This is a genomic window from Acinetobacter sp. WU_MDCI_Abxd143 (genome assembly GCF_025514195.1).
Taxonomy (GTDB): Bacteria; Pseudomonadota; Gammaproteobacteria; order Pseudomonadales; family Moraxellaceae; genus Acinetobacter; species Acinetobacter pittii_H.
The window spans coordinates 968,838-992,047 of the sequence record NZ_JAHPTH010000001.1 but is presented as its reverse complement, the minus strand read 5'-3'; the positions used below and the strand labels follow the sequence as shown (position 1 = coordinate 992,047).

The 23,210-nt window shown below is 37.4% G+C and carries 11 protein-coding genes and 1 pseudogene; 8 read left to right on the top strand and 4 right to left on the bottom strand.

Annotated elements, in window-relative coordinates; translation table 11 throughout:
* The first annotated feature begins 260 nt into the window (after positions 1-260).
* The 5 genes and pseudogenes from KTI79_RS04610 (at position 261) to groL (ending at position 14,289) form a co-directional block, all read left to right on the top strand.
* A complete protein-coding gene (locus tag KTI79_RS04610) occupies positions 261-1,199 on the top strand; it encodes a diacylglycerol/lipid kinase family protein (protein WP_032052846.1) in 939 nt (312 codons plus the stop codon).
* On the top strand, positions 1,180-1,938 hold the full coding sequence (locus tag KTI79_RS04605) for a metallophosphoesterase family protein (protein ID WP_032052847.1): 759 nt from the start codon (positions 1,180-1,182) through the stop codon (positions 1,936-1,938). The genes KTI79_RS04610 and KTI79_RS04605 overlap by 20 nt, the downstream gene beginning before the upstream one ends.
* Before the next feature lie 305 nt (positions 1,939-2,243).
* Positions 2,244-12,065 (top strand): annotated as a pseudogene (gene blp1 / locus KTI79_RS04600) (biofilm-associated Ig-like repeat protein Blp1).
* A gap of 240 nt (positions 12,066-12,305) precedes the next feature.
* Positions 12,306-12,596: a co-chaperone GroES gene (gene groES / locus KTI79_RS04595; RefSeq protein WP_002120604.1), complete on the top strand. Its 291-nt coding sequence runs from the start codon at positions 12,306-12,308 to the stop codon at positions 12,594-12,596.
* 58 nt (positions 12,597-12,654) lie between these two features.
* Positions 12,655-14,289 (top strand): chaperonin GroEL, encoded by a 1,635-nt coding sequence (gene groL, locus KTI79_RS04590; RefSeq protein WP_002120607.1) that lies wholly within the window; start codon positions 12,655-12,657, stop codon positions 14,287-14,289.
* 175 nt (positions 14,290-14,464) lie between these two features.
* On the opposite strand, the gene KTI79_RS04585 is transcribed toward groL, so the two are convergent.
* Positions 14,465-14,839 (bottom strand): diacylglycerol kinase, encoded by a 375-nt coding sequence (locus KTI79_RS04585; protein ID WP_032052915.1) that lies wholly within the window; start codon positions 14,837-14,839, stop codon positions 14,465-14,467.
* A 106-nt stretch (positions 14,840-14,945) separates the two neighbouring features.
* On the opposite strand from KTI79_RS04585, the gene KTI79_RS04580 reads away from it, so the two are divergent.
* Positions 14,946-15,908: an MBL fold metallo-hydrolase gene (locus KTI79_RS04580; RefSeq protein WP_032052916.1), complete on the top strand. Its 963-nt coding sequence runs from the start codon at positions 14,946-14,948 to the stop codon at positions 15,906-15,908.
* Positions 15,909-15,954: 46 nt separating this feature from the next.
* On the opposite strand, the gene KTI79_RS04575 is transcribed toward KTI79_RS04580, so the two are convergent.
* Positions 15,955-17,097, bottom strand: coding sequence for a glycerophosphodiester phosphodiesterase (locus KTI79_RS04575; RefSeq protein WP_032052918.1), 1,143 nt, complete (start codon positions 17,095-17,097; stop codon positions 15,955-15,957).
* A 263-nt stretch (positions 17,098-17,360) separates the two neighbouring features.
* Between KTI79_RS04575 and KTI79_RS04570 the strand changes: the two genes are divergently transcribed.
* Both KTI79_RS04570 and KTI79_RS04565 read left to right on the top strand, forming a co-directional pair.
* Positions 17,361-20,456: a multidrug efflux RND transporter permease subunit gene (locus KTI79_RS04570; protein ID WP_032052919.1), complete on the top strand. Its 3,096-nt coding sequence runs from the start codon at positions 17,361-17,363 to the stop codon at positions 20,454-20,456.
* A 70-nt stretch (positions 20,457-20,526) separates the two neighbouring features.
* Positions 20,527-21,102, top strand: coding sequence for a DUF4112 domain-containing protein (locus KTI79_RS04565; protein WP_032052920.1), 576 nt, complete (start codon positions 20,527-20,529; stop codon positions 21,100-21,102).
* 48 nt (positions 21,103-21,150) lie between these two features.
* Here KTI79_RS04565 and htpX read toward each other — a convergent pair whose 3' ends face one another.
* Both htpX and KTI79_RS04555 read right to left on the bottom strand, forming a co-directional pair.
* The gene (htpX, locus tag KTI79_RS04560; protein ID WP_002118851.1) at positions 21,151-22,056 is read right to left on the bottom strand and encodes a protease HtpX; all 906 of its coding nucleotides are present in this window, start codon (positions 22,054-22,056) and stop codon (positions 21,151-21,153) included.
* A 259-nt stretch (positions 22,057-22,315) separates the two neighbouring features.
* Positions 22,316-23,176 (bottom strand): lytic transglycosylase domain-containing protein, encoded by an 861-nt coding sequence (locus KTI79_RS04555; RefSeq protein ID WP_025470247.1) that lies wholly within the window; start codon positions 23,174-23,176, stop codon positions 22,316-22,318.
* Positions 23,177-23,210: the final 34 nt, after the last annotated feature.

Here is a 23,210-nt window from a genome sequence, read left to right as displayed (position 1 = left end):
ATATTTTACTTTTTTGTATTTTTCTTATTTAAATCATTAGCTTGTAGTTTTTTACAATATCTTATTCTCAATATTTTTATGTTGTATGTGTGTTATTTATATTATTTATTTCTTTAAAAATCAATATCTTGATCCTTATTTTTTTCTTGAGAATTATTATTGATTAAACAAATGATCTTCATTCAAAATTTACATAAAGAGACTTTTGTTAGGCGTTTTTATATACAATATTCAGGACGAATCCCTCTAAGATAATAAAAATGCGGACTTTAAAACCTCTCTCTATCATTTATAACCAAAAGTCGGGTTTTCATGCATCAAAACATGAAGATATGTATGAACAGTTAATGACTGTATTCACCGAATTTGGTTTTGAAATACAAGTTTTTGAATTAGCGGAAGATGTTTCTTTTGATGATTTAATGAGTCAAGTGATTCATCGGCATAGTCAAAATACAAATTCAGGTGTTGTCGTTGCAGCGGGTGGGGATGGAACCTTAAATGCAGTAGCGTCAAAGCTTAGACATACTAATATTCCTATGGGAATTTTACCTTTGGGAACTTTTAATTATGTCGCTAAAGTTTTAGATATACCTTTAGATTTGTTAGAAGCTGCTGAAGTCATCGCTACAGGTACACCACGCTCTGTACATATTGCGACAATTAATGACCATGTTTATTTAAATAATGCGAGTCTAGGACTTTATCCATTATTTATAAAGAAACGTGAGCTTTATAATAAATATTTAGGACGCTTACCTTTACATGCCTATACCTCAGCTCTGGATGTTTTATTAAGAGAAAATAAATCCATGAAACTTTCCGTCACAGTTGATGGGAAGAAATATCCAGTCAAAACACCTCTAATTTTCTTTGGTAATAATCAGTTGCAGTTGTGTGATATGAAATTAAGAATTGCCGAGTGTGCGGCACAAGGTCGGGTCGCTGGAGTGATCATTACAAAAAGTGATAGGCTTAGTTTATTAAACATGTTGTGGCAATGGATTCAAGGCAAAGTAGAAGAGGCGCAAGATGTTTATAGTTTTTGTGCAGATCACGTTGTGGTTGAATGTGCAAAAAAATCTAAACTCACAGTTGCTTTAGATGGTGAAATAATAGAGATGAAACCCCCTTTAAATTTCACTGTAGAAAAAAATGCTTTAAATATTATGGTGCCAAATGTTATTACATCTGTCTGATCTGCATTTTGGAACAGAAATTGAGGCATGTTTAGATGCAATCCGACTTTTTTGCACTCAATATAAACCTGAAGTCATTGTGGTGAGTGGTGATATTACTCAACGTGCCCGATATCAACAGTTTTATAAATGCCGTCAGTTTTTAGATAGCCTTAATATTCCTTACCTTGTTGTTCCTGGTAATCACGATATTCCGTTGTACCATGTCTGGAACCGTTTTTTTTCTCCATTTACTCGCTACCAATATTTTTTTGGCCAGCTTGAACCAACTTTAGAAACTGAACATTTTTATATTGTTGGGGTGAATAGTATTCGCCGTCGTTATCATACTCGTGGGCATATTTCGATTGAGCAAATTCAGATGACTTATGAGAGATTACAGCAAGGGCCACCGAATAAAATCAAATTAGTTGTTTTTCATCAGCCTTTTTATACTCCACCTGATGATGCGCATGGTATTAAAGATTGTCCTGTATTAGGAAAAATGGCACTTGAAAAATGGAGTACAACGGGACTATTTGGAATGTTACATGGGCATTTACATAAAACTGCTGTATATGATTTAACGCAAATTTATCAGTTAAAGATAGATCATCCTATTTATGATATTCATGCAGGAACAGCGACTTCTAGCCGTTTGCATTATCATGTTCCAAATAGTTTTAATGTCATTTCAAATGAAGGAAAAATTAATCATTATTGGTTTAATTACGACTTAAAGATTTTTCAATTAATTTAATTTATAAAAATTATATAAGACATTTAACTTAAGAGTAGATTGATAAAATTTTATCCATTACAATGCCTAAGCTTTAAATTCTATATATGGGGAATAGGAAAACATTCTAAATGTTTTATCATTTTAAAAATAATATTAATGGATACATAAAAATTTTTTAACTATATAAAAAGCCACGATTTTAAGTAGCTACAATAAGGGTTTAGTATTTTATGATAGTTAATAATATTTGATTAAAATGAGTATCTATTTGACTTAATATTTTAGAAAAACTTAATAACTATTTGAAATTTCATGGTGGAAGAATGGTACAAGTATCATTAATGGCAAATAATGCTTCAAAAAATAATACAGTTGATATTAATGTAGGCCAGACAAAAAATATTGTAGTAAATCCTAAAGAAGTCGCAAAAATCGATATAAATCCAGAAAAAATTTCTTCAATAACGAGAGAAGGAAACAGTGCAATTGTTCATCTAAAAGATGGAACTGAAATTGTTTTAGAAAACTATTTTATTAGCGAAAACCCGCAAATTCTTTTAAATGAAGGGCAGAGTTATTGGGCTGCTAATCTGGGAGAAGATGCTAGCGGACAGACCACTATTAATTATTTAGAATTAAAAGATACGCCAAAGCTTATTGATAGTTCATCTTCTGTACCCCTCTGGTCGTGGGTAGTCAGCGCTTTAGCAGGAGCAGGAACAATTGCTTTATTGTCTCGGAAAGATTCTAAAGATACGACACCTCCTGAGCCAGGTACTTTGAATCTCAATAATTTTTTAGATTCTGGGGGATCAACTGCAGACCAGATTACTCAAGATAAAAACTTTAATTTAAAGCTTGTAGGACAAGAAAGTGGAAGCCGAGTAACGTATTTAGTTTCTATCAATGATGGTAAGACTTGGCAGGAAACAACGGCCGCTCAAAAAGATTTAACTGATGGCGTATATTTCTATAAAGCCGTAGTAACGGACCGTGCGGGAAATGCATCGGAAACTGCTATACAAAAAGTCGTTGTGGATACAACAGCGCCGCAACAAGTAGGTGAACTGACTTTATCTGATTTAAGTGATACAGGTGTTTCGGCAACTGATCAAATTACACAAGATAAAAACTTCAATTTAAAGCTTGAAGGACAGGAAAGTGGCAGCCAAGTAACGTATTTAGTTTCTATCAATGATGGTAAAACTTGGCAGGAAACAACTGTTACTCAAAAAGATTTGGTTGATGGTATTTATCAATTTAAAGCTGTAGTAACCGACGTTGCAGGCAATACATCAGAAACCGCTATACAAAAAGTCGTTGTGGATACAACAGCGCCGCAAGCAGGTGAACTGACTTTAGCTGCTTTGGCTGATACGGGCATTTCAGCAACTGATCAAATTACGCAAGATAAAACTTTTGATTTAAAGATTAGCGGACAAGAAATAAATAGCCAAATCATTTACTGGATATCGAAAGATGATGGTAAGACTTGGCAGGAAACAACAGTAGCTCAAAAAGATTTGGCTGATGGTGTTTACCAATTTAAAGCTGTACTAACAGACGTTGCAGGGAATACCTCAGAAACTGCTATACAAAAAGTCGTCGTGGATACAACAGCGCCGCAAGCAGGTGAACTAATTTTATCCGATTTGACTGATACAGGTGTTTCAGCAACCGATCAAATTACGCAAGATAAAGCTTTTGATTTAAAGGTTAGTGGACAAGAAGTAAATAGCCAAATTACTTACTGGATATCGAAAAATGAAGGAAAGACATGGCAGGAAACCACAGTAGCTCAAAAAGATTTAACCGATGGTGTTTACCAATATAAAGCTATAGTTACAGACGTTGCAGGCAATACATCAGAAACCGCTATACAAAAAGTCGTTGTCGATACAACAGCGCCGCAAGCAGGTGAATTAACTTTATCTGATTTGAGCGATACGGGTTTTTCAGCAACCGATCAAATTACGCAAGATAATAATTTTACTTTGAAGCTAGCTCAACCGATTGTAATCGGAGAGCAAGCTGCTTTATTAGACCACTATGAAGTCTCTACCGATGAAGGAAAAACTTGGCAGGAGACAACAGCTGATCAAAAAGATTTAGCTGATGGAATTTACCTCTATAAAGCTGTAGTGACAGACCTCGCAGGCAACACATCAGAAACTGGTGTGGAAAAGGTAATTGTAGATAATTCTTTAAATATTGAATCAAATACAGTAACTGTAAAGTCGATTACTGAAGACAATACAATAAGCCTAGCTGAAAAAGATCAAGTTATTTCTATAAGACTGGACGTAGATAATCTACCAACAGATTTAAATAGCTCACTGACATCAGTAAATACGACTTTAAACGATGTTGTTTATAACTTTCATTTTGATGAAGTCACCCAAGAATGGATTAGTGAAATTCCAGCAGAGTTTTTGTGGTCAGAAGAATCGCAAACCAATATATCAATTGATATTAGTCTTACTGATCAAGCTGGCAATACAGCCATTATTAAACAGACCCAAAATTATAATGTAGATCATATACCGAATTCGCCAACTCTAGATTCGCTAACTTTCAACAATATAGATGGAGCTATCATTTCAGGTAGTGCATATAAAGGAAGTAAAGTTGATATCTACAATAAAAATGGTGATTGGCTTGCAAGTACCATAACTAATGACGAAGGTAAATTTACTTTACAAGACCTTTCTATTAGTACTAATCAAGAAGTTTATGCTGTCGCTACTTATAATGGCTACAGCAGTGAATATTCGTCAATTGGTCTAGTTACTGAAGTTCCTGCTATTCATATTACAAGAATTAGTCCAGAAGGTGTGATCACTGGTTATGCGACTGAAGGTAGTCATTTTATTGTAAAAGATCAGAATGGAAATATTCTGCAAGAGTTTAACTCCATTGCATTTGAGGGTTCAGGTATTACGCCTTTTAGTGTAATGGCATTAGGTGAAGTCAGACCATTTACTTTGTCTCTCGACCAACCTTTGGAGGAAGGCACTCAAATTATTATTTCTACAGATAAAGATAATATTTCAGGCCATCCACAATATATTACCGCGGACTATACTCCAGCAGTATTTTTAGAAACTCCACAATTTGATATTAGTGGTGAAACTTTATCAGTACATGTTAATGAACCTAACAGCTTTATTCGTGCATTTTCTGGAGAAGGTAATTTAATTGCTACAGGTTTTACCGATGAGCAAGGCTTTGCAAGTTTACAAGTGTTCCAATTTTTAAAAGAAGGCGAAACGGTTACTGTACAAGTAGTAGATAAAAATCAAAATACGAGTGAAACCCTAATCGAGGTTCCAAACTTTGCTTATATTCCACATGTTGAACGTATTACACAAGAAGGCTTAATTTCTGGAGTTGCTGAAGATAATAGCACAGTAATCGTGTGTGATGCCGAGGGAAATGAATTAGGAAAAGTTACAGTAGGTGATGACAATAGTTGGAATGAATTTAGTCATTTTAGTTTGAGTGTAAACCGACCTTTAATTGATGGAGAGCAAATTTCCGTTCAAATTATTGATAATAAAGGGTTGATGAGTCCTGAGCAGAATATCATTGTAGATCTAACTCCTCCACCTGTACCAACAGATTTAAATTTCAATGATGCTGGCGATTTAGTTTATGGTCATGCAGAACCTTTCTCTGAAATTTTAGTTAAAGATGGGCAAGGAAACATTCTTAATAAATGGTTCTGGAATAACTGGACCGACGAGAGTGGAAGTTTCTCGATAGAATTAGGTATGTTTTTAACCAATGCTGAAACAGTTTATGTCACGGCTACCGATGTAAATGGAAATGTAAGTTTAGCAGCTCAGATACAGGCACCTAACTATGCTTTTGCCCCCCATGTAGATAGCTTTACTTCTGACGGAGTGATAAGTGGGCAAGCTGAAAATAATAGTACTCTCATTGTTAAAGATGCCAAAGGTGAAGTCGTAGCTGAAATTAAAGTCGGTGAAGATAACGGTTGGAATGGATCAAGTTACTTTAAGCTCCAGCTTGACCGTCCTCTTGTTGAGGGTGAGTAGTTTTTCTTATCAATTAAGGATGCTCGTGGGCAAGTAAGCACCGATACTGTAATTACCGCTGATACGGTTGCTCCTACACCAGCCAGTAATTTAGTTTTCTCAGAAGATGGTTCATATCTTACGGGTGTAGCAGAACTGAATACTACGATTCAGGTTTTTGATCATAATGGTCAACTCGTGAATATATGGAATAACACCATAAACTCGGACGGTACATTTACTATTTTCTTAGGTAGCAACAATTTACATGGAGAGGCATTCACGGTCACCGTTAAAGACCAAGCCGGAAATGTGAGTGAAGCTGTTTCAATAAATGCTCCACTTGATGATATTGCACCGGATCCAATTAAAAATATTTTACTTGATACAAACGGTCAAAACTTTACAGCACAAGCAGAAGCAAATAGTCAGATCGAAGTTTTTGATTCATTAGGTAATCAGACGGGGTGGGGCTCTACAGATAGTGCTGGTAATGTCTCAGGCTTTTTCAATCAAATCTATTTACATGGTGAAGAGCTTACTTTTGTTGTTATAGATCGAGTTGGTAATCGCAGTATCGAATTTAAGCAAAATGCTTTAATTGATACCATTGCACCAAATCCGATTGAAAATATCATCTTCAATGAAGATGGCCAAAGCTTTACAGCCCAGGCAGAAGCGGGAAGCTCTATTGATGTATTAGATCAGGATGGAAATAAGATTACTACTAGTTATACAGATAGCTTAGGTAATGTATTTGGTTATTTCCCGCAAGTTTACTTACACGGTGAGGAACTTACTTTTGTCGTGATAGATCGAGCGGGTAACCGCAGTGCAGAGGTCAAGCAGAGTGCTTTGAATGACGATGCCGCGCCAAATCCGATTGAAAATATTGTATTAGATATCAATGGTCAGAACTTTACCGCTCAGGCAGAAGAAAATAGCCAAATTGAAATTAAAAATACCAATGGTGACGTCATCGGGTATGGTTCAACCGATAGCATGGGCAATGTTTCAGGATCTTTTTATCAAGTATATTTACATGGCGAAGAGCTTACTTTTGTTGTCGTTGACCGAGCGGGTAACCGTAGTATAGAAGTTAAGCAGAATGCCTTGATTGATGATATTGCGCCAAATCCGATTGAAAATATTGTATTCGACTCAAACGGACAGAACTTTACGGCGCAAGCAGAAGCAAACACTCAAATTGAAGTCAAAAATGCTGCGGGTGAGGTCGTAGGTTCAGGTTATGTAGATGGCGCTGGTAATGTGTCAGGTTATTTATATCAAGTCTATTTACATGGAGAAGAACTCACTTTTGTCGTCGTTGACCGAGCGGGTAACCGTAGTGCAGAGATCAAGCAAAACGCTTTAACTGATGATATTGCACCAAATCCAATTGAAAATATTGTACTTGATGCGAACGGACAGAACTTTACAGCTCAGGCAGAAGCAAACACTCAAATTGAAGTCAAAAATGCTGCTGGTGAAGTCATAGGATCTGGTTCAACCGATAGCATGGGGAATGTTTCAGGTTACTTATATCAAGTCTATTTACATGGAGAAGAACTCACTTTTGTTGTAGTTGACAAAGCGGGGAACCGCAGTACAGAGGTCAAGCAGAATGCCTTGATTGATGATATTGCTCCGAACGCGATTGAAAACATTATCTTTAATGAAAATGGTCAAAACTTTACAGCGCAAGCAGAAGCAAATAGCAAAGTTGAAGTTAAAAATGCTGTGGGTGAGGTTGTAGGTACTGGTTATGTAGATAGTGCTGGTAACGTCTCGGGTTACTTGAATCAAGTTTATTTAAAAGGTGAGGAACTCACTTTTGTTGTGATTGATCAAGCCGGTAATCGCAGCGTTGAAGTAAAACAAACAGCCTTTCTCGATAATACGGCACCAGAAAATGCGACTAATTTAGTATTTAGCGAAGATGGTTCATATCTAACTGGTATGGCTGAGCCAAATGCTACGATTCAAATATTTGATCAGAATGGTCAATTATTAAATCTTTGGAATAATAATGTTAATTGGGATGGAACATTTAGCGTCTCATTAGATACTAATTACTTGCATGGCGAAGAATTTAAGGTGGTTGTAGTAGATCGGGCTGGTAATTTGAGTAGCGCGGTTACTGTAAAAGCGCCACTTGATGATACTGCTCCCGCGGCTGCGAGTAATCTCACGTTCAGTGAAGATGGTTCATCCCTTTCTGGTGTAGCTGAGCCAAATACTTCCATTCAGATTTTTGATCAAAATGGTCAGCAAGTGAATACCTGGAATCAGAGTGTAAACGCTGATGGTACATTCAACATTTCTCTAGGTAACTACAATTTACATGGTGAAGAATTTACAGTCATTGTTAAAGACCGAGCTGGAAATGTGAGTGAAGCTGTTTCGGTAAAGGCTCTACTTGATGATATTGCGCCAAATCCGATTAAAAATATTGTACTTGATCCGAACGGTCAAAACTTTATAGCGCAGGCAGAAGCACATAGTAATATAGAAGTCAGAAATGATGAGGGTGTGTTAATAGGGCTTGGTTCTGCAGATAACGAAGGTAATGTGACAGGTTACTTCTATCAAGTCTATTTACATGGAGAAGAATTAACTTTCGTTGTCATAGATCGAGTAGGTAACCGCAGTGTTGAACTTAAGTTAAATGCTTTGATGGATACCATTGCACCAAATCCGATTGAAAATATTATCTTTAATGAAAATGGGCAAAATTTTACGGCACAAGCAGAAGCAAATAGTTTTATTAGTGTCAAAAATGCTGCGGGTGAGTTTGTTGGTTATGGTTATGTCGATAGCACTGGTAATGTGACAGGCTCTTTCAATCAGGTTTATTTAAAAGGTGAGGAACTCACTTTTACTGTTATAGATAAAGCAGGTAATCAAAGTATTGAATTTAAGCAAAATGCTTTAACTGATGATATTGCACCAAATCCGATTGAAAACATCGTCTTAAATGAAAATGGTCAAAACTTTACAGCGCAAGCGGAAGCAGATAGTCGAATCGAAGTTAAAAATGCTGTTGGTGAGGTTGTAGGATCTGGTTCAACCGATAGCATGGGTAATGTTTCTGGTTACTTATATCAGGTCTATTTACATGGCGAAGATCTCACTTTTGTTGTAGTTGATCGAGCGGGTAACCGCAGTACAGAGCTCAAACAGAATGCTTTGATTGATGATATCGCACCAAATCCGATTGAAAATATTGTGCTCGACTCAAACGGTCAAAACTTTACAGCGCAAGCAGAAGCAAATACTCGGATTGAAGTCAAAAATGCTGCGGGTGAGGTTGTAGGTTTTGGTTATGTAGATGGTGCTGGTAATGTGTCAGGTTATTTTAATCAAGTCTATTTACATGGAGAAGAGCTTACTTTTGTTGTAATTGATCAAGCAAGTAACCGAAGTGTTGAGGTTAAACAAAATGCTTTAATTGATGATGTTGCACCACCAGCTGCTTCAAATATTACATTAACCTCCGACGGATTGCTTTTTGGTGAGGCTGAGCCAAATGCAACGATTGAAATTATTGATCAATATGGTGCAGTTATTACAACAACTTATGTTTGGTACGATGGCACATTTAATCAATGGATTAATCTGAGTCAATACCAGACACAAAATTTGAGTATTGTTGTTAAAGATATTGCTGGTAACCGAAGCGAAGTTGCTCATCAGTTAGTACCTGTATTTTCGAATTCACCAATTACTGCAACAGAGCTAAAACTGGATGTAGATGGTCATATTCTGACAGGAAAGGCAACAGTAGGAATGTCGGTTGTTGTTACATCTACTGATGGTCAGACAATTAACGGAGGGCGGAATAATGCTGTGAATGAAGATGGTAGTTTTGCTATTCAGTTAAATGACTATTATGTACAAGGACAGACATTACAAGTTCGAGTTTATGACCAGAATACGAATCAATATAGCCTAATCTCTGAAATTATTGCGCCATTAGACAATATTGCTCCAGTGATTAATGAGGTAGCGATTAGTAACGACGGTCATGAGATAACTGGACATGCTGATTCAAAAGTAATTATTAAAGTAATAGATGCGGATGGAGATTTACGAGCAGAATTTCAAATGGAGGAAGCTGGATATTTCAATGTTGGTATGTATCCACCTGTATTACGTGGAGAGCAATTATTTATCACGGCAACGGATTTAGCTAAAAATATAAGTACGCCATTTAATTTTACTTTTAATGCAGATACTAATGCACCTCCATCAGCAGATCATGTTGTTTTATCTGAAAATGGTTTCTTCATTGAGGGAACTGCTACACCAAATAGTGAGATGCATATTTTTGATGTGTATAGTAATTATATTGGTGGTGGTTCTGTAGATGAAACAGGGCATTTTAATATCCAGTTATACTCACCTCAGGTGAATGGACAAACTTTACGTGTTGTTGTGGAACATAATGGGTATCAAAGCGTTTATACAGAAATTAAGGCACCGATAGACATCGTTGCGCCAAATGCAGCAACAAAACTTGTATTGGAAGAAGGAAATATACTTTCTGGGGAGGCTGAAGCATATTCAACTGTTAATATTTTCGATGCTAATAATAATTTAGTTGGTCAGACTACTGTGGGAAGTAGTGGTACTTTCTGGGTGCAATTATGGTCACAATATTGGCATGGTGAAACATTGACAGTAAAAGTAGTTGATGCCAATCAAAATATAAGTGTGGGCTCAACGATTGTTGCTACGAATGATACAACAGTACCGAATGTAGCCACACAACTTGCCATAAATGGATTGGGAGAGCTCACGGGACATGCAGAAAGTAGAGCTATCCTTGAAGTTATATATCATTTTGCTGATCAAGAATCTTCTGTAACTTCCGTAATAAGTACGACGGTTATGGTTGATGGAACTTTCTCTGTTTATATGTATGAGAATGCAACATCATTTGATCTTACTGTTATTGATCGTGCTGGAAATCGTAGTGAAACTATCAATAAAGCAATTAGTGATTTAACTACAATCACTGTTGATCAGTTTAAAGGTGATTCTGCTGATAATACTTATATAGTTGATCATATAATTGATTTTGTTCAAGAATATATCGTTGAGCCGTATGCAATATATAAAGACGTCTGGATTGATGATAGCTATACATATCCAGAATGGGTTACTGAAGGTCATTACGAACAGATATGGTTTGTTGATGGTTATTATGATTCCCAATTGGTCACAAGTGGTTATTCAACTGTACAAAATGTTTATCAAAATCAGAATGGTATAACTTATATTGATAATGGCATGGCAGATAGCGATTATAGTCGATATGAACAACAATATTATGATTTTGCGAATGGACAATGGCAAGAAGGTTATGAATTGACCTATATACGTTCAGAAGAAGGCTGGGTTGATACTAGTCATTATGAAGACGTTTATGTTGATACAAGTCATTATGAAGATGTTTGGGTAGATACTAGCCACTATCAAGATGTTTTGGTAGAAAGCGGTTATTGGGAGAACCAACTTGTTGAATCAGGCTATCGAGATGTTGATTTTGGTGGACACGATAAAATAATTAGCTCTGTGAGTTATAGTCTGGTTGGATATTCTGATTGGTCGACAGATCTAGAAAGTGGTCGTTATGTTGAAGACTTGGAGTTGGTTGGTTCTGCTCATCTAAATGCAACAGGCAATGCTTTAGATAATCTTTTAACAGGTAACTCTGGTAATAACGTTTTGAATGGGCGTGAAGGTAACGATACCTATATGACTAATGAAGGTATTGATTCCATACTGTTCCAATTGCTAAATAGCCAAGATGCGACTGGTGGGAATGGACATGATACGGTGTTAGATTTTACTTTAGGTGATGTAAGAACTGATACTCAAGCAGACAAAATCGATTTAAGTGAACTATTAATTGACTATACTAAAGACGTGAGCACATTAGCGAAATTTATTACTGTAGAGCAAGATGCTGGAAACACGACTATTAGTCTTGACCGAGATGGTGAAGGTACAATGTTTAGTAGTGTTTCATTGATAACTTTAAATCAGGTAAATACAACATTAGATGAATTGTTAAATAACCAACAACTCTTTGTTTAACATTAATATTTATCTTTATAAAAGAGGCTATGAAAATAGCCTCTTTTATTTTGTGCTTTAAATTTAATAAAAACTCTTCACAACTTGTTAAAAAATGACCAAAAAAGATAAGTTTTTTTTCATTTTCCCCTTGAAGCCTTTTTTTTCATCCCCACAAAAGTGACATCTAAATATTTTGTTATTGCTCTGGATTAAAGCAATAACGATTAATCAAAAAGACTTAGTCTGATGGAGTTAATTATGAGCAACATTCGTCCATTACATGATCGCGTTGTAATTCGTCGCGTAGAAGAAGAAACCAAAACTGCTGGTGGTATTTTACTTCCAGGTTCTGCTGCTGAAAAACCATCTCAAGGTGAAGTAATTGCAGTAGGTAATGGTCAAATCACTGAGAATGGCGTACGTGCTTTGGATGTTAAAGTTGGTGACAAAGTATTGTTTGGTACTTATGCAGGTACAACAGTGAAAGTAAGTGGTGAAGAACTCTTAATCATGAAAGAGTCAGACATTTTAGCTGTGTTGGAAGGCTAATCAATCCATAACTCAATTCATTATCAGATTCAGTATTTAAAAAGATTCGGAGTTTAATATGTCAGCTAAAGACGTAAAATTTGGTGATTCAGCTCGCTCAAAAATGATTGCAGGCGTAAACGTACTTGCAGATGCGGTTAAAGTGACTTTAGGCCCTAAAGGTCGTAACGTTGTTATTGATCGTTCTTTCGGTGCTCCGCACATCACTAAAGACGGTGTAACTGTTGCTAAAGAAATTTCATTAAAAGACAAGTTTGAGAACATGGGTGCTCAACTTGTTCGTGAAGTTTCAAGCAAAACTAACGACATCGCTGGTGACGGTACGACAACTGCAACTGTACTTGCTCAAGCAATTTTAAATGAAGGGATCAAATCTGTAACTGCAGGTATGAACCCAATGGATTTAAAACGTGGTATCGATATCGCAGTAAAAACTGTAGTTGAAAATATCCGTTCAAATGCAAAACCAGCTGACGATTTCAAAGCGATCGAGCAAGTAGGTTCTATCTCTGCTAACTCTGATACTACTGTTGGTAAACTTATCGCTCAAGCGATGGAAAAAGTAGGTAAAGAAGGCGTAATTACTGTAGAAGAAGGTTCTGGCTTTGAAGACGCGTTAGACGTTGTAGAAGGTATGCAGTTTGACCGTGGTTATATCTCTCCATACTTCGCAAACAAGCAAGATACTTTAACTGCTGAACTTGAAAACCCATTCATCCTTCTTGTTGACAAGAAAATCAGCAACATCCGTGAATTGATTTCTGTTTTAGAAGCAGTTGCAAAAACTGGTAAACCACTTCTTATCATCGCTGAAGATGTTGAAGGTGAAGCGCTTGCTACGCTTGTTGTAAACAACATGCGCGGTATTATTAAAGTGTGTGCTGTTAAAGCTCCTGGTTTCGGTGACCGCCGTAAAGCAATGCTTCAAGATATTGCAATCTTGACTGGTGCAACTGTTATTTCTGAAGAAGTTGGTATGTCTTTAGAGCAAGCAACTCTTCAAGATTTAGGTACTGCGCACAAGATCACTGTGTCTAAAGAAAACACTGTTATTGTTGATGGTGCTGGTGATGCTGCTGGTATTGCTGAGCGTGTTCAACAAATCCGTGCTCAAATTGAAGAATCTACTTCAGAATATGACCGTGAAAAATTACAAGAACGCGTTGCTAAATTAGCAGGCGGTGTTGCTGTAATTAAAATCGGTGCAGCAACTGAAGTTGAAATGAAAGAGAAGAAAGACCGTGTAGACGATGCGCTTCATGCAACTCGTGCAGCAGTTGAAGAAGGTGTTGTTGCTGGTGGTGGTGTTGCTCTAGTACGTGCGGTAAATGCATTAGATGGCTTAAAAGGCGCTAATGAAGACCAAACAGCAGGTATCAACATTTTACGTCGTGCGATCGAAGCTCCACTTCGTCAAATCGTTGCAAACGCTGGTGATGAGCCATCTGTAGTGATCAATGCAGTTAAAGGTGGTGAAGGTAACTTTGGTTACAACGCTGCAACTGGTGAATATGGCGATATGTTAGAAATGGGTATTCTTGACCCAGCTAAAGTAACTCGTTCTGCACTAGAGCATGCTGCTTCTGTTGCTGGCTTAATGTTAACTACAGAATGTATGATTACTGACATTCCTGAAGATAAACCAGCTGTTCCAGATATGGGCGGTATGGGTGGTATGGGCGGCATGATGTAATATCGCATCAACGCTTTAACCAAAAAAATCCCTGCTTATGCAGGGATTTTTTTTATTTTTCACATAATTTTAAGAAATAATTAAGTTCACTTGCTTATATTAAAAAACAGGAACAGCAGCTAGAAGTTCCTCTTTTGTTACAACCATGCTTATTTACTTGTAGGCATGGTTTTTTTTAGCCTAATAAAATAATTAACCAAGTAATAGCGATGATAGAGAGTGCAACAAACTGAGCCGCACTTCCCATATCTTTTGCATTTTTAGAAAGTTGATGTTTCTCAAGAGAAACACGATCAACCACTGCCTCAATAGCCGAGTTGAATAGTTCCACGATCATTGCAAAAAGACATACAATAATCAGTAATATATGTTCGCTACGGCTCACATCAAGAAAAAAACTAACTGGAATCAAAATAATATTAATCAAAACAATTTGGCGAAAAGCGGCCTCATTTTTATAGGCTGCTTTAAATCCCGAAATGGAGTAGCCCGCAGCATTGAGTATGCGTTTCAGACCACTTTTACCCTTATAAGGAGAATAGCTATTCATTTACTTATATTTCTGACACTTTTCATGCATTATATAATTTGGGTCTTAAAAAATTATTAAATCTTTTTTAAAGATTTCGACTTTATAACTTGATAGAGAAGAAGAGATGAAAAAATTATGTGTCGCTTTGGGCCTTGCAATTGGAAGCATACATGCAAGTTATGCTGAGCCAAGTACAACCACACAAGTACCAGGATATTATCACCATCAATTTGGTAATTACCGTGTAACTTCTTTGCTTGATGGTACGATTTACTTAAACACTGATTTATTTAAAAATTTAAATCAGGCGCAAAAAACTAAAATTTTAACTAAATATGCTGCTGTTAATGAGAAAGGAATTCAGACCTCGGTAAATGCATTTTTAGTTGATGACGGCAAAAGCTTAACACTTGTAGACAGTGGGGCAGCAAGTTGTTTTGGCCCGCAACTTGGTTCGATTGCAAAAAATATTGAATTGGCAGGTTATAAACTTGCTGATGTAAAAACTGTTTTACTTACTCATTTACACCCAGACCATGTGTGCGGTATTGCTCAAAATGGAAAAGCTGTATTTCCTAATGCAACTGTATACGCACATGAGCGTGAAGCTGATTACTGGTTAAATCCAGCTTCTGAAAAAACAGTATCAGCAGACAAAAAAGAAAGTTACTTGAGTACTGTTAAAAACGTAAAAACTGCTCTTGCTCCATATCAAGCAAAAAAAGCATTTAAGACATTTAAAGATGGCGATGTTATTCAAGGTTTTGAAGTAATCGATACTCGTGGTCATACACCAGGTCATCATAGCTTCCGCTTAAAAAGTAATGATCAGCAAATCATTTTTGTTGGAGACATCGTACACTCGCATTCTTTGCAGTTTGATGCTCCAAAAACTGGGGTAGATTTTGATGTGAATTCTGAGCAGGCAATTAATACCCGTCTCAAAATGTTTGCAGAAATTTCAAATAAGCAACAATGGGTTGCCGCACCACATTTACCATTCCCGGGTATTGGTCATGTTTATAAAGTAAATGCTGAGCAATATCAGTGGATCCCACTTTATTTTGATAATGTTGTAGAGAAATAAAAAAAACAGGGCATTTATTGCCCTGTTTTTTTATTAAAAACTTTATTTATTTTGCAGTTTTTTCATAATTAATAACGGCTTCACGGCCAAGTGCCGGGTCATCTGTAAAGACTCCATCAACACCAGCTTTAAAATAGGCTTCAAACTCTTTTAAAGCACCAGATGGACAGCGCTCTGCTGGTTTATCTTGACTGCACTTTAAAGGCGTTGGTAAATAATTATTTTCTGGGCGGAAAGTATAGGGGTGTACTTTCAAGCCAGTTGTATGTGCATCAGTAATAAACGAAGTCGTTTGAACTGAGCCATTGTCATTAAAGTTAAGAATATAGCCTTTGCTTGGCCCTACACCATTTGCATATTTAGCTACGTCTTTTAAGCCTTGTGCTGTGGCTAAATCGGCATAAGTTTTAGTTTCGCCAGATTCAACGAAGTCGGCTGGTTGAGAGGTTTTAGCATCATATAATTGAATGATTTGTGCATGTTTAATCGTTTTATGAAGGTCGAGCTGATCTTTTAAATATTTTAAATTACTCACTTCAAAAGACTGTAAATAGACTGGTGCAATATCGCGTGTATATTCGTATTTAGCTAAGGTTTTAAGAAGGGTATCTTCCATTGCCAGTTTCTGATTTTTAAAGTAAGTCGGATGTTTGGTTTCAATATATAAACCAATAATTTTTCCCGTTTTCTTATAATTTGCTTCAGCCAGTTCAATCACTTGCTCTAGAGTCGGGACAGGGTAGAGGTCATTATAGGCTGTGTTTGCTGGTCGGAACTCTGGAATACGTTCACGCGCTTTAAGCTGCTGTAATTCACTTAAAGTGAAGTCTTCTGTAAACCAGCCTGTTAAGTCTTTACCATCAATATTTTTTGTTGTTTTACGGTCTGCAAACTGAGTTAAAGTGCTTACATTAGTTGTTCCACCAATCTCATTTTCATGACGAGTAACCAATACGCCATCTTTTGTAGAGACTAAATCAGGTTCAATAAAATCTGCACCATCATCAATCGCTTTTTGATATGAAGCTAATGTGTGTTCAGGACGCAAAGCGCTCGCGCCGCGATGTCCTACCACTAAAATTTTAGGAAGTTGATATCCTGGTGTGGTTGGTGAGTTTTCAGTTTTATCGTCATCATTACAACCAACCAAGCTAATTAAACTTAAGCATAAAAGTGCTCTTTTAAACATAATTCTACTCATATTGTTTTAGTCGAAACGTATTTAGTCTGATGATTGAACTTGACGTGATCATGAAGAATTCATGAATTTTCAGTGACACTTGTTAAAACCTTGTTTATGGGTTTGTAGGAAATGCCAGTTCTTGCTTTGTTTTTGTTCTAATTGCATTTATTGTGTTAATTCTACTTGTCTTTTTTATATCGCTCGTTGATGATCAAGAGGGCAAATTTGGTATTGCCATCTGTTAATTGACGACCTAATTCTGAGCAGCCATGCTATCTAAATTTTTTATTCAGCGTCCCATTTTTGCCAGTGTACTCGCAATTATTGTTATGGCATTTGGTATTTTCTCGGTGCTGAATTTACCCGTAGAGCGCTATCCTGATATTGCCCCTCCTAAAATTACAGTCTCGGCAAGTTATAGTGGTGCGGATGCACAAACGGTTGAGCAAAGTGTTACTCAGATTTTAGAACAACAAATACAAGGTATTGATAATTTACTTTATTTCAGCTCTACCAGTGATTCATCAGGACGTAGCCGAATTACCATTAGTTTTGATAATGGAACAAATCCAGATACAGCACAGGTCCAAGTACAAAATAGTATTAGTGGCGTCATAAGACGTTTACCCGATGAAGTACAACGCCAAGGGGTGACGGTGAGTAAGTCACTCGGTGATACTTTTATGGTGGTAGGCTTATATGACTCAACCGGTAAATCGGGCAATATTGAGCTATCGGACTATTTAACGACGCATGTGGTAGATAACCTAAACCGTATTGAAGGGGTGGGTGAGTCTGATGTTTTCGGTTCGCAATATGCGATGCGAATCTGGCTAAATCCAGAGAAATTAAAACAATATAATTTAATGCCAAGTGATGTAGCGAATGCAATCACTGCTCAAAATACACAAGTTGCCGCAGGTGCAATTGGTGATTTACCTGTCATTGATGGACAATATTTAAATACGAAAGTCACCGCAGGGTCTCGACTAAAAACAGTCGAAGATTTTAAAAATATTGTAGTGAAAGCAAATCAAACAGCGAGTTATGTCTATTTAAAGGATATTGCTAGAGTCGAGTTGGGTGCAGAAAATTATCAGTCTTTTAACACCATTAATGGTTATCCAGCCGCTGGTTTAGGTATTTCTTTATCTTCGGGCGCAAATGCGATTCAGACCTCGAAACTCATCCATCAAACTCTAGATCAGCTTACAACTAAGCTACCTGCTGGCTATAAAATTGTTTATCCACGAGATAATACGCCCTTTGTTCAAGAGTCAATTAAGGAAGTTGTAAAGACGCTTATTGAAGCCATTATTTTAGTTATTTTGGTGATGTTCCTGTTCTTGCAAAGCTGGCGCGCGACCCTCATTCCGAGTATTACCGTTCCTGTTGTTATTTTAGGAACTTTTGCTGTTTTATATGTACTCGGTTTTAGTATTAACACCTTAACGCTGTTTGCATTGGTGCTCGCGATTGGTTTGCTAGTAGATGACGCGATTGTGGTCGTTGAGAATGTTGAACGGCTCATGCATGAACAGCATTTAACACCGAAAGAAGCAGCCATTGAGTCGATGGGAGAAATTAGTGGTGCCTTAGTCGGAATTACATTGGTTTTAACTGCTGTTTTTATTCCAATGTCGTTTTTAGGTGGCTCAATTGGCGTGATTTACCGTCAGTTTTCCATTACTTTAGTTGCCGCTATGGCGTTATCACTCGTGGTAGCATTAGTATTAACACCCGCTTTATGTGCTTTAATTTTAAAACCCAATCCAGAGCCTATGCGCTGGGCGGTTTGGTTTAACAGAAAAATTGATCAACTTAAAAATCAATATATCAAGATTGTCCAAACAAGCATTCGCTACAGTAAATCGGTTGTGGTCATTTTTGTGGCTTTGATTGCAGTTTTTGCACTGTTCTATAGTGGTTTAAAAAGTGGATTTATTCCTAAAGAAGACCAAGGCATTTTAAGTGTTCAAATTAAGCTTGTTGATAGTGCTCCAATATCGCAAAGTCAGAAAATTGGAGAACAAGTCCGCCAATATTTCTTAACTCAAGAAGATAAGAATGTGGATTTGGTTTTAATCCGCTATGGTCGAAATTATTCTGGTACAGGCCAGAACTTGGCTCAAGGATTTATTGCCTTAAAACCTTGGGATGTGCGTACTGGAAAAGAAAATTCAGCTGACGCTATACAAAAGCGTGCGATGAAATATTTTAGTCAATTCAATAATGCACAAATTAATGTGACATTACCTGCTTCAGTCAATGGTTTGGGTCAAACAGATGGTCTAGATTTATGGATTCAAGATTTAAATGGCCAAGGGCAAGATTTTCTAGATAATACCTTCCGCCAGTTGCAAACGCAGAGTAAAAGCTATTCAAGTTTTGAAAACTTTGATAAGCAATCTACTAACAGTAAAGCAAACCTCAATATCAAAATTGATCAGAAACAAGCATTAGCAAATGGATTAGAACTACCCGCGATTAACAACACCTTGTCGAGTGCATGGGGTGGAACGTATGTAAATGACTTTATTGACCGTGGTCGTATCAAGCGCGTTATGATTCAAGGTGATGCCCAGTTCAGATCAAAACCGGAAGATTTATATAATTGGTCTGTACGTAATAACCAAAATGAGATGGTGCCTTTTAGTTCATTTGCTAACTTTAGTTGGGGCGGTGCTCCTGAAATTGTAAAACGTTATATGGGTTATAGTGCCTTGCAGTTACAAGCCGATGTTGCGAGTGGTAGCAGCTCGGGGCAGGCCATGAAAGATGTTGAACAACTTGTAAATCAGCAAAAGGATGTTGGTTTGGCGTGGACAGGCTTATCTTTTGAAGAGCAGAAGTCGACAAATCAGGCCGTCTGGTTATATTTAATCTCGGCAGGCTTTATCTTCTTATGTTTAGCCGCACTCTATGAAAGCTTAAGCATTCCTGCCGCCGTGATGACCTCTATTCCGCTAGGTGTGGGAGGAAGTGTCATTTTCTCTTATATTTTTGGACTGCCCAATGATGTGTATTTCCAAATTGCGCTGCTAACCACGATTGGTTTGTCATGTAAAAACGCAATTTTAATTGTTGAGTTTGCAGCATTGGCTCAAGAAAAAGGTAAGACTGCAATTCAAGCAGCTCTAGAAGGCGCAAGCTTACGTTTAAGACCGATTTTAATGACTTCTTTGGCCTTTGGTGCAGGTGTAATTCCTTTGGTCTTTGCACAAGGCGCAGGGGCTGTAAGCCGTCAAGAAATCGGTATTAGTATTTTAGGTGGCGTTATGTTTGGTACAGTACTGGTTCTGTTCTTTATTCCAGTCATGTACGTGTTATTGCGTTCATTGTTTAGATCGAAAGCTGCTCGTTAAGTAAATAATTTAAAAAGAGGTATTAAATCAAGTATATTAAGATTAACTTATCTTCATATATTTGATTTAGATGCCTCAAGAAAAAAAATTAACAGAGCAACAGGTCATCGCACTAGAACGAGATCTGGCCAAGTTCGCGACCATGATGGACAGCGCGGTTCGCATTCCTTTTACAAAGCAGGGTATCGGTGCCGATGCTGCACTGAGTACTATCCCGGTTGCAGGTGATGTTGCTGGTTTCGCATTGACCTGTTATGCCATCTATAAAGCTAAACAAATTGGTGTACCTCAGCATAAGTTGACTCCAGTCATCAAACTCGCTGTTGTTGATGCTGTAGTCGGATTTGTTCCTGTGGCTGGAACTATTTTCGATATTTTTATACGACCGAGTCGAAAAGCATTAGATGTGGTTCATACGCATATACGCGAAGAATATAAGATCCAAAGTGATATTCATGTCGTTCATCCATATTTACATGAAAAACTCGAAAAGAAGCAGCAGCATTCAGCTTTCTGGCGTAATCCTGTGGTGAGTTGGTTATGGTTACATATACCCGATTTAGTAGGTGTGCTTGTACTGCTTTTACTTGGCTTGGCTGTTTGGTGGGGGGTAAGCTATCTTTGGAGTCTCTATCAAACAATGTAATAAAAAATAAAGCCTCCATTTGGAGGCTTTATTTTTACATTAAACGTTTTATGGGCAATCTAATTGATGTAAAGCTGCCACACGTTGTTCAATTGTTGGGTGGGTTTGGAACAAAGCAGCTAAGCTGAAACCTTGTTCTTTACCTTCCGCAATTGCGAAGGCTTTCATTTCTTTTGGCATTTGATCTGGCATTTCAGTCTCAGCTTGTAGACGTAATAATGCAGAAATCATTGCTTGTTTACCTGCTAAACGTGCACCTGCTTCATCAGCACGGTATTCACGATAACGAGAGAACCACATCACAATGGCAGAAGCGAGAATACCAAAGACAATATCCAATACCATGGTAATAATGAAGTAACCCATACCAGGGGCTTCATCGTCTTGACGACCAAAGACATTACGGTCGATAAAGTCACCAACGACACGCGCAAAGAACATAACAAAGGCGTTCACAACACCTTGGATGAGCGCTAGAGTAACCATGTCACCATTCGCAACGTGACCAATCTCGTGCGCAAGCACAGCACGTAGCTCATCTTTGTTCATACGCTCAAGTAGACCAGATGAAACGGCAACTAAGGCATCATTTTTGTTCCAGCCTGTTGCAAAGGCATTGGATTGATATGATGGAAAAATACCAACCTCTGGCATGTTAATGCCAGCACGTTGAGAAAGTTCAGCGACTGTTTGCAATAACCAGCTTTCAGCTTGGTTACGAGGAGCATTCGGGTCGATCAGTTCTGTACCGGTCGTTTTCTTAGCCATCCATTTTGACATGAATAGCGAGATTAAAGATCCCACCATACCAAACACAAAACAGATCACTAGAAGGTTGCCTAGATTCAAGCCACCCGCGCCATGGTAACTACCGACACCGAAGAGTGACAAAATAATGCCAGCTACAACCAGTACCGCGAGGTTGGTAAGCAAAAACAAACCAATCCGCATCATTGAGAAAATCCTCTTATAAATAAAATGTTATCTGATTTACAAATTCTAAATCATGCAGCTAATATGCGGGGCTTAGGGGAAAAATTCAAGAAAAAAATAAGGAATTGATACATTCTTTCATTTAGCAGAATGTGCCTAAATTTAAAGAATAATTGGCTAAGTTCGTCAAAATGGTAAAGATCAGGTAATAGATCATTACAATTTAAAACATCTCAACTTACTTAAAATAGAACCGTGAGCCACAGTTCTTCTTCATTGTTTATTCAATTCGTATATGGGCAATTGCGGTGGCATTATTGGTGACATAAGTGCCTGTCGGTGCATCTGTATAACTACCGTCAGATAATGTCACGATTTGACGAGAAGAGGAATATTTCGGTGATTGAGTCGTGATTTGAGCTGTTGTGTTTTCTACCAAATTAGAAGAATGAGAAACAGTTTGCGCTGAAGTATTCGTAAAAGATGAAAAACCTGAACCAGATGCATATAAGTTTTGATATCGGCTTGTCACACGGCGCACATAATCTTGTGTTTCACGAAAAGGGGGAATACCGCCGTATTTGTCGACATTACCTTCACCAGCATTGTAAGCCGCAAGCGCCATTTGCGTATTGCCATTAAAACGCTTGAGTAACCAGCTTAAATATTTTGCACCGGCAAAAATATTTTGTTGCGGGTCATACGCGTTAGATACATTAAAACGACGGGCCGTCGCAGGCATAAGCTGCATTAAGCCTTGAGCACCTACTGGCGAACGAGCTTTTACATTAAATCCAGACTCGGTGTGCATAACGGCTTTAATTAAACCTTCGGATACACCATGTTGCTGTGCAGCTTGTCTAATAATATGGTCGAAAGCATTTTTATTCTTGTTGTAACTTGGCAAAACAGAAGCTTCTGATGTTCCCCAGTTTGTATAACTGTGAATATTACTATCTGGATAATAGGTTACTTTTACTTTTTTAAGAGAGTGGTCATAGCTTTTTCGGTTGGTGAGCAATGTGCTACCGTTTTTATCTTGGTAAATATACATTTGACCTGCTGAACTCGAAGTTATGCCGACCATAAAAGTGGTCATCCCCAACGAACAAGAAATAAGAAATTGAACCGATTTTTTCATTTTATGTTATTCACAATTTTAAGGTACTCAAAAC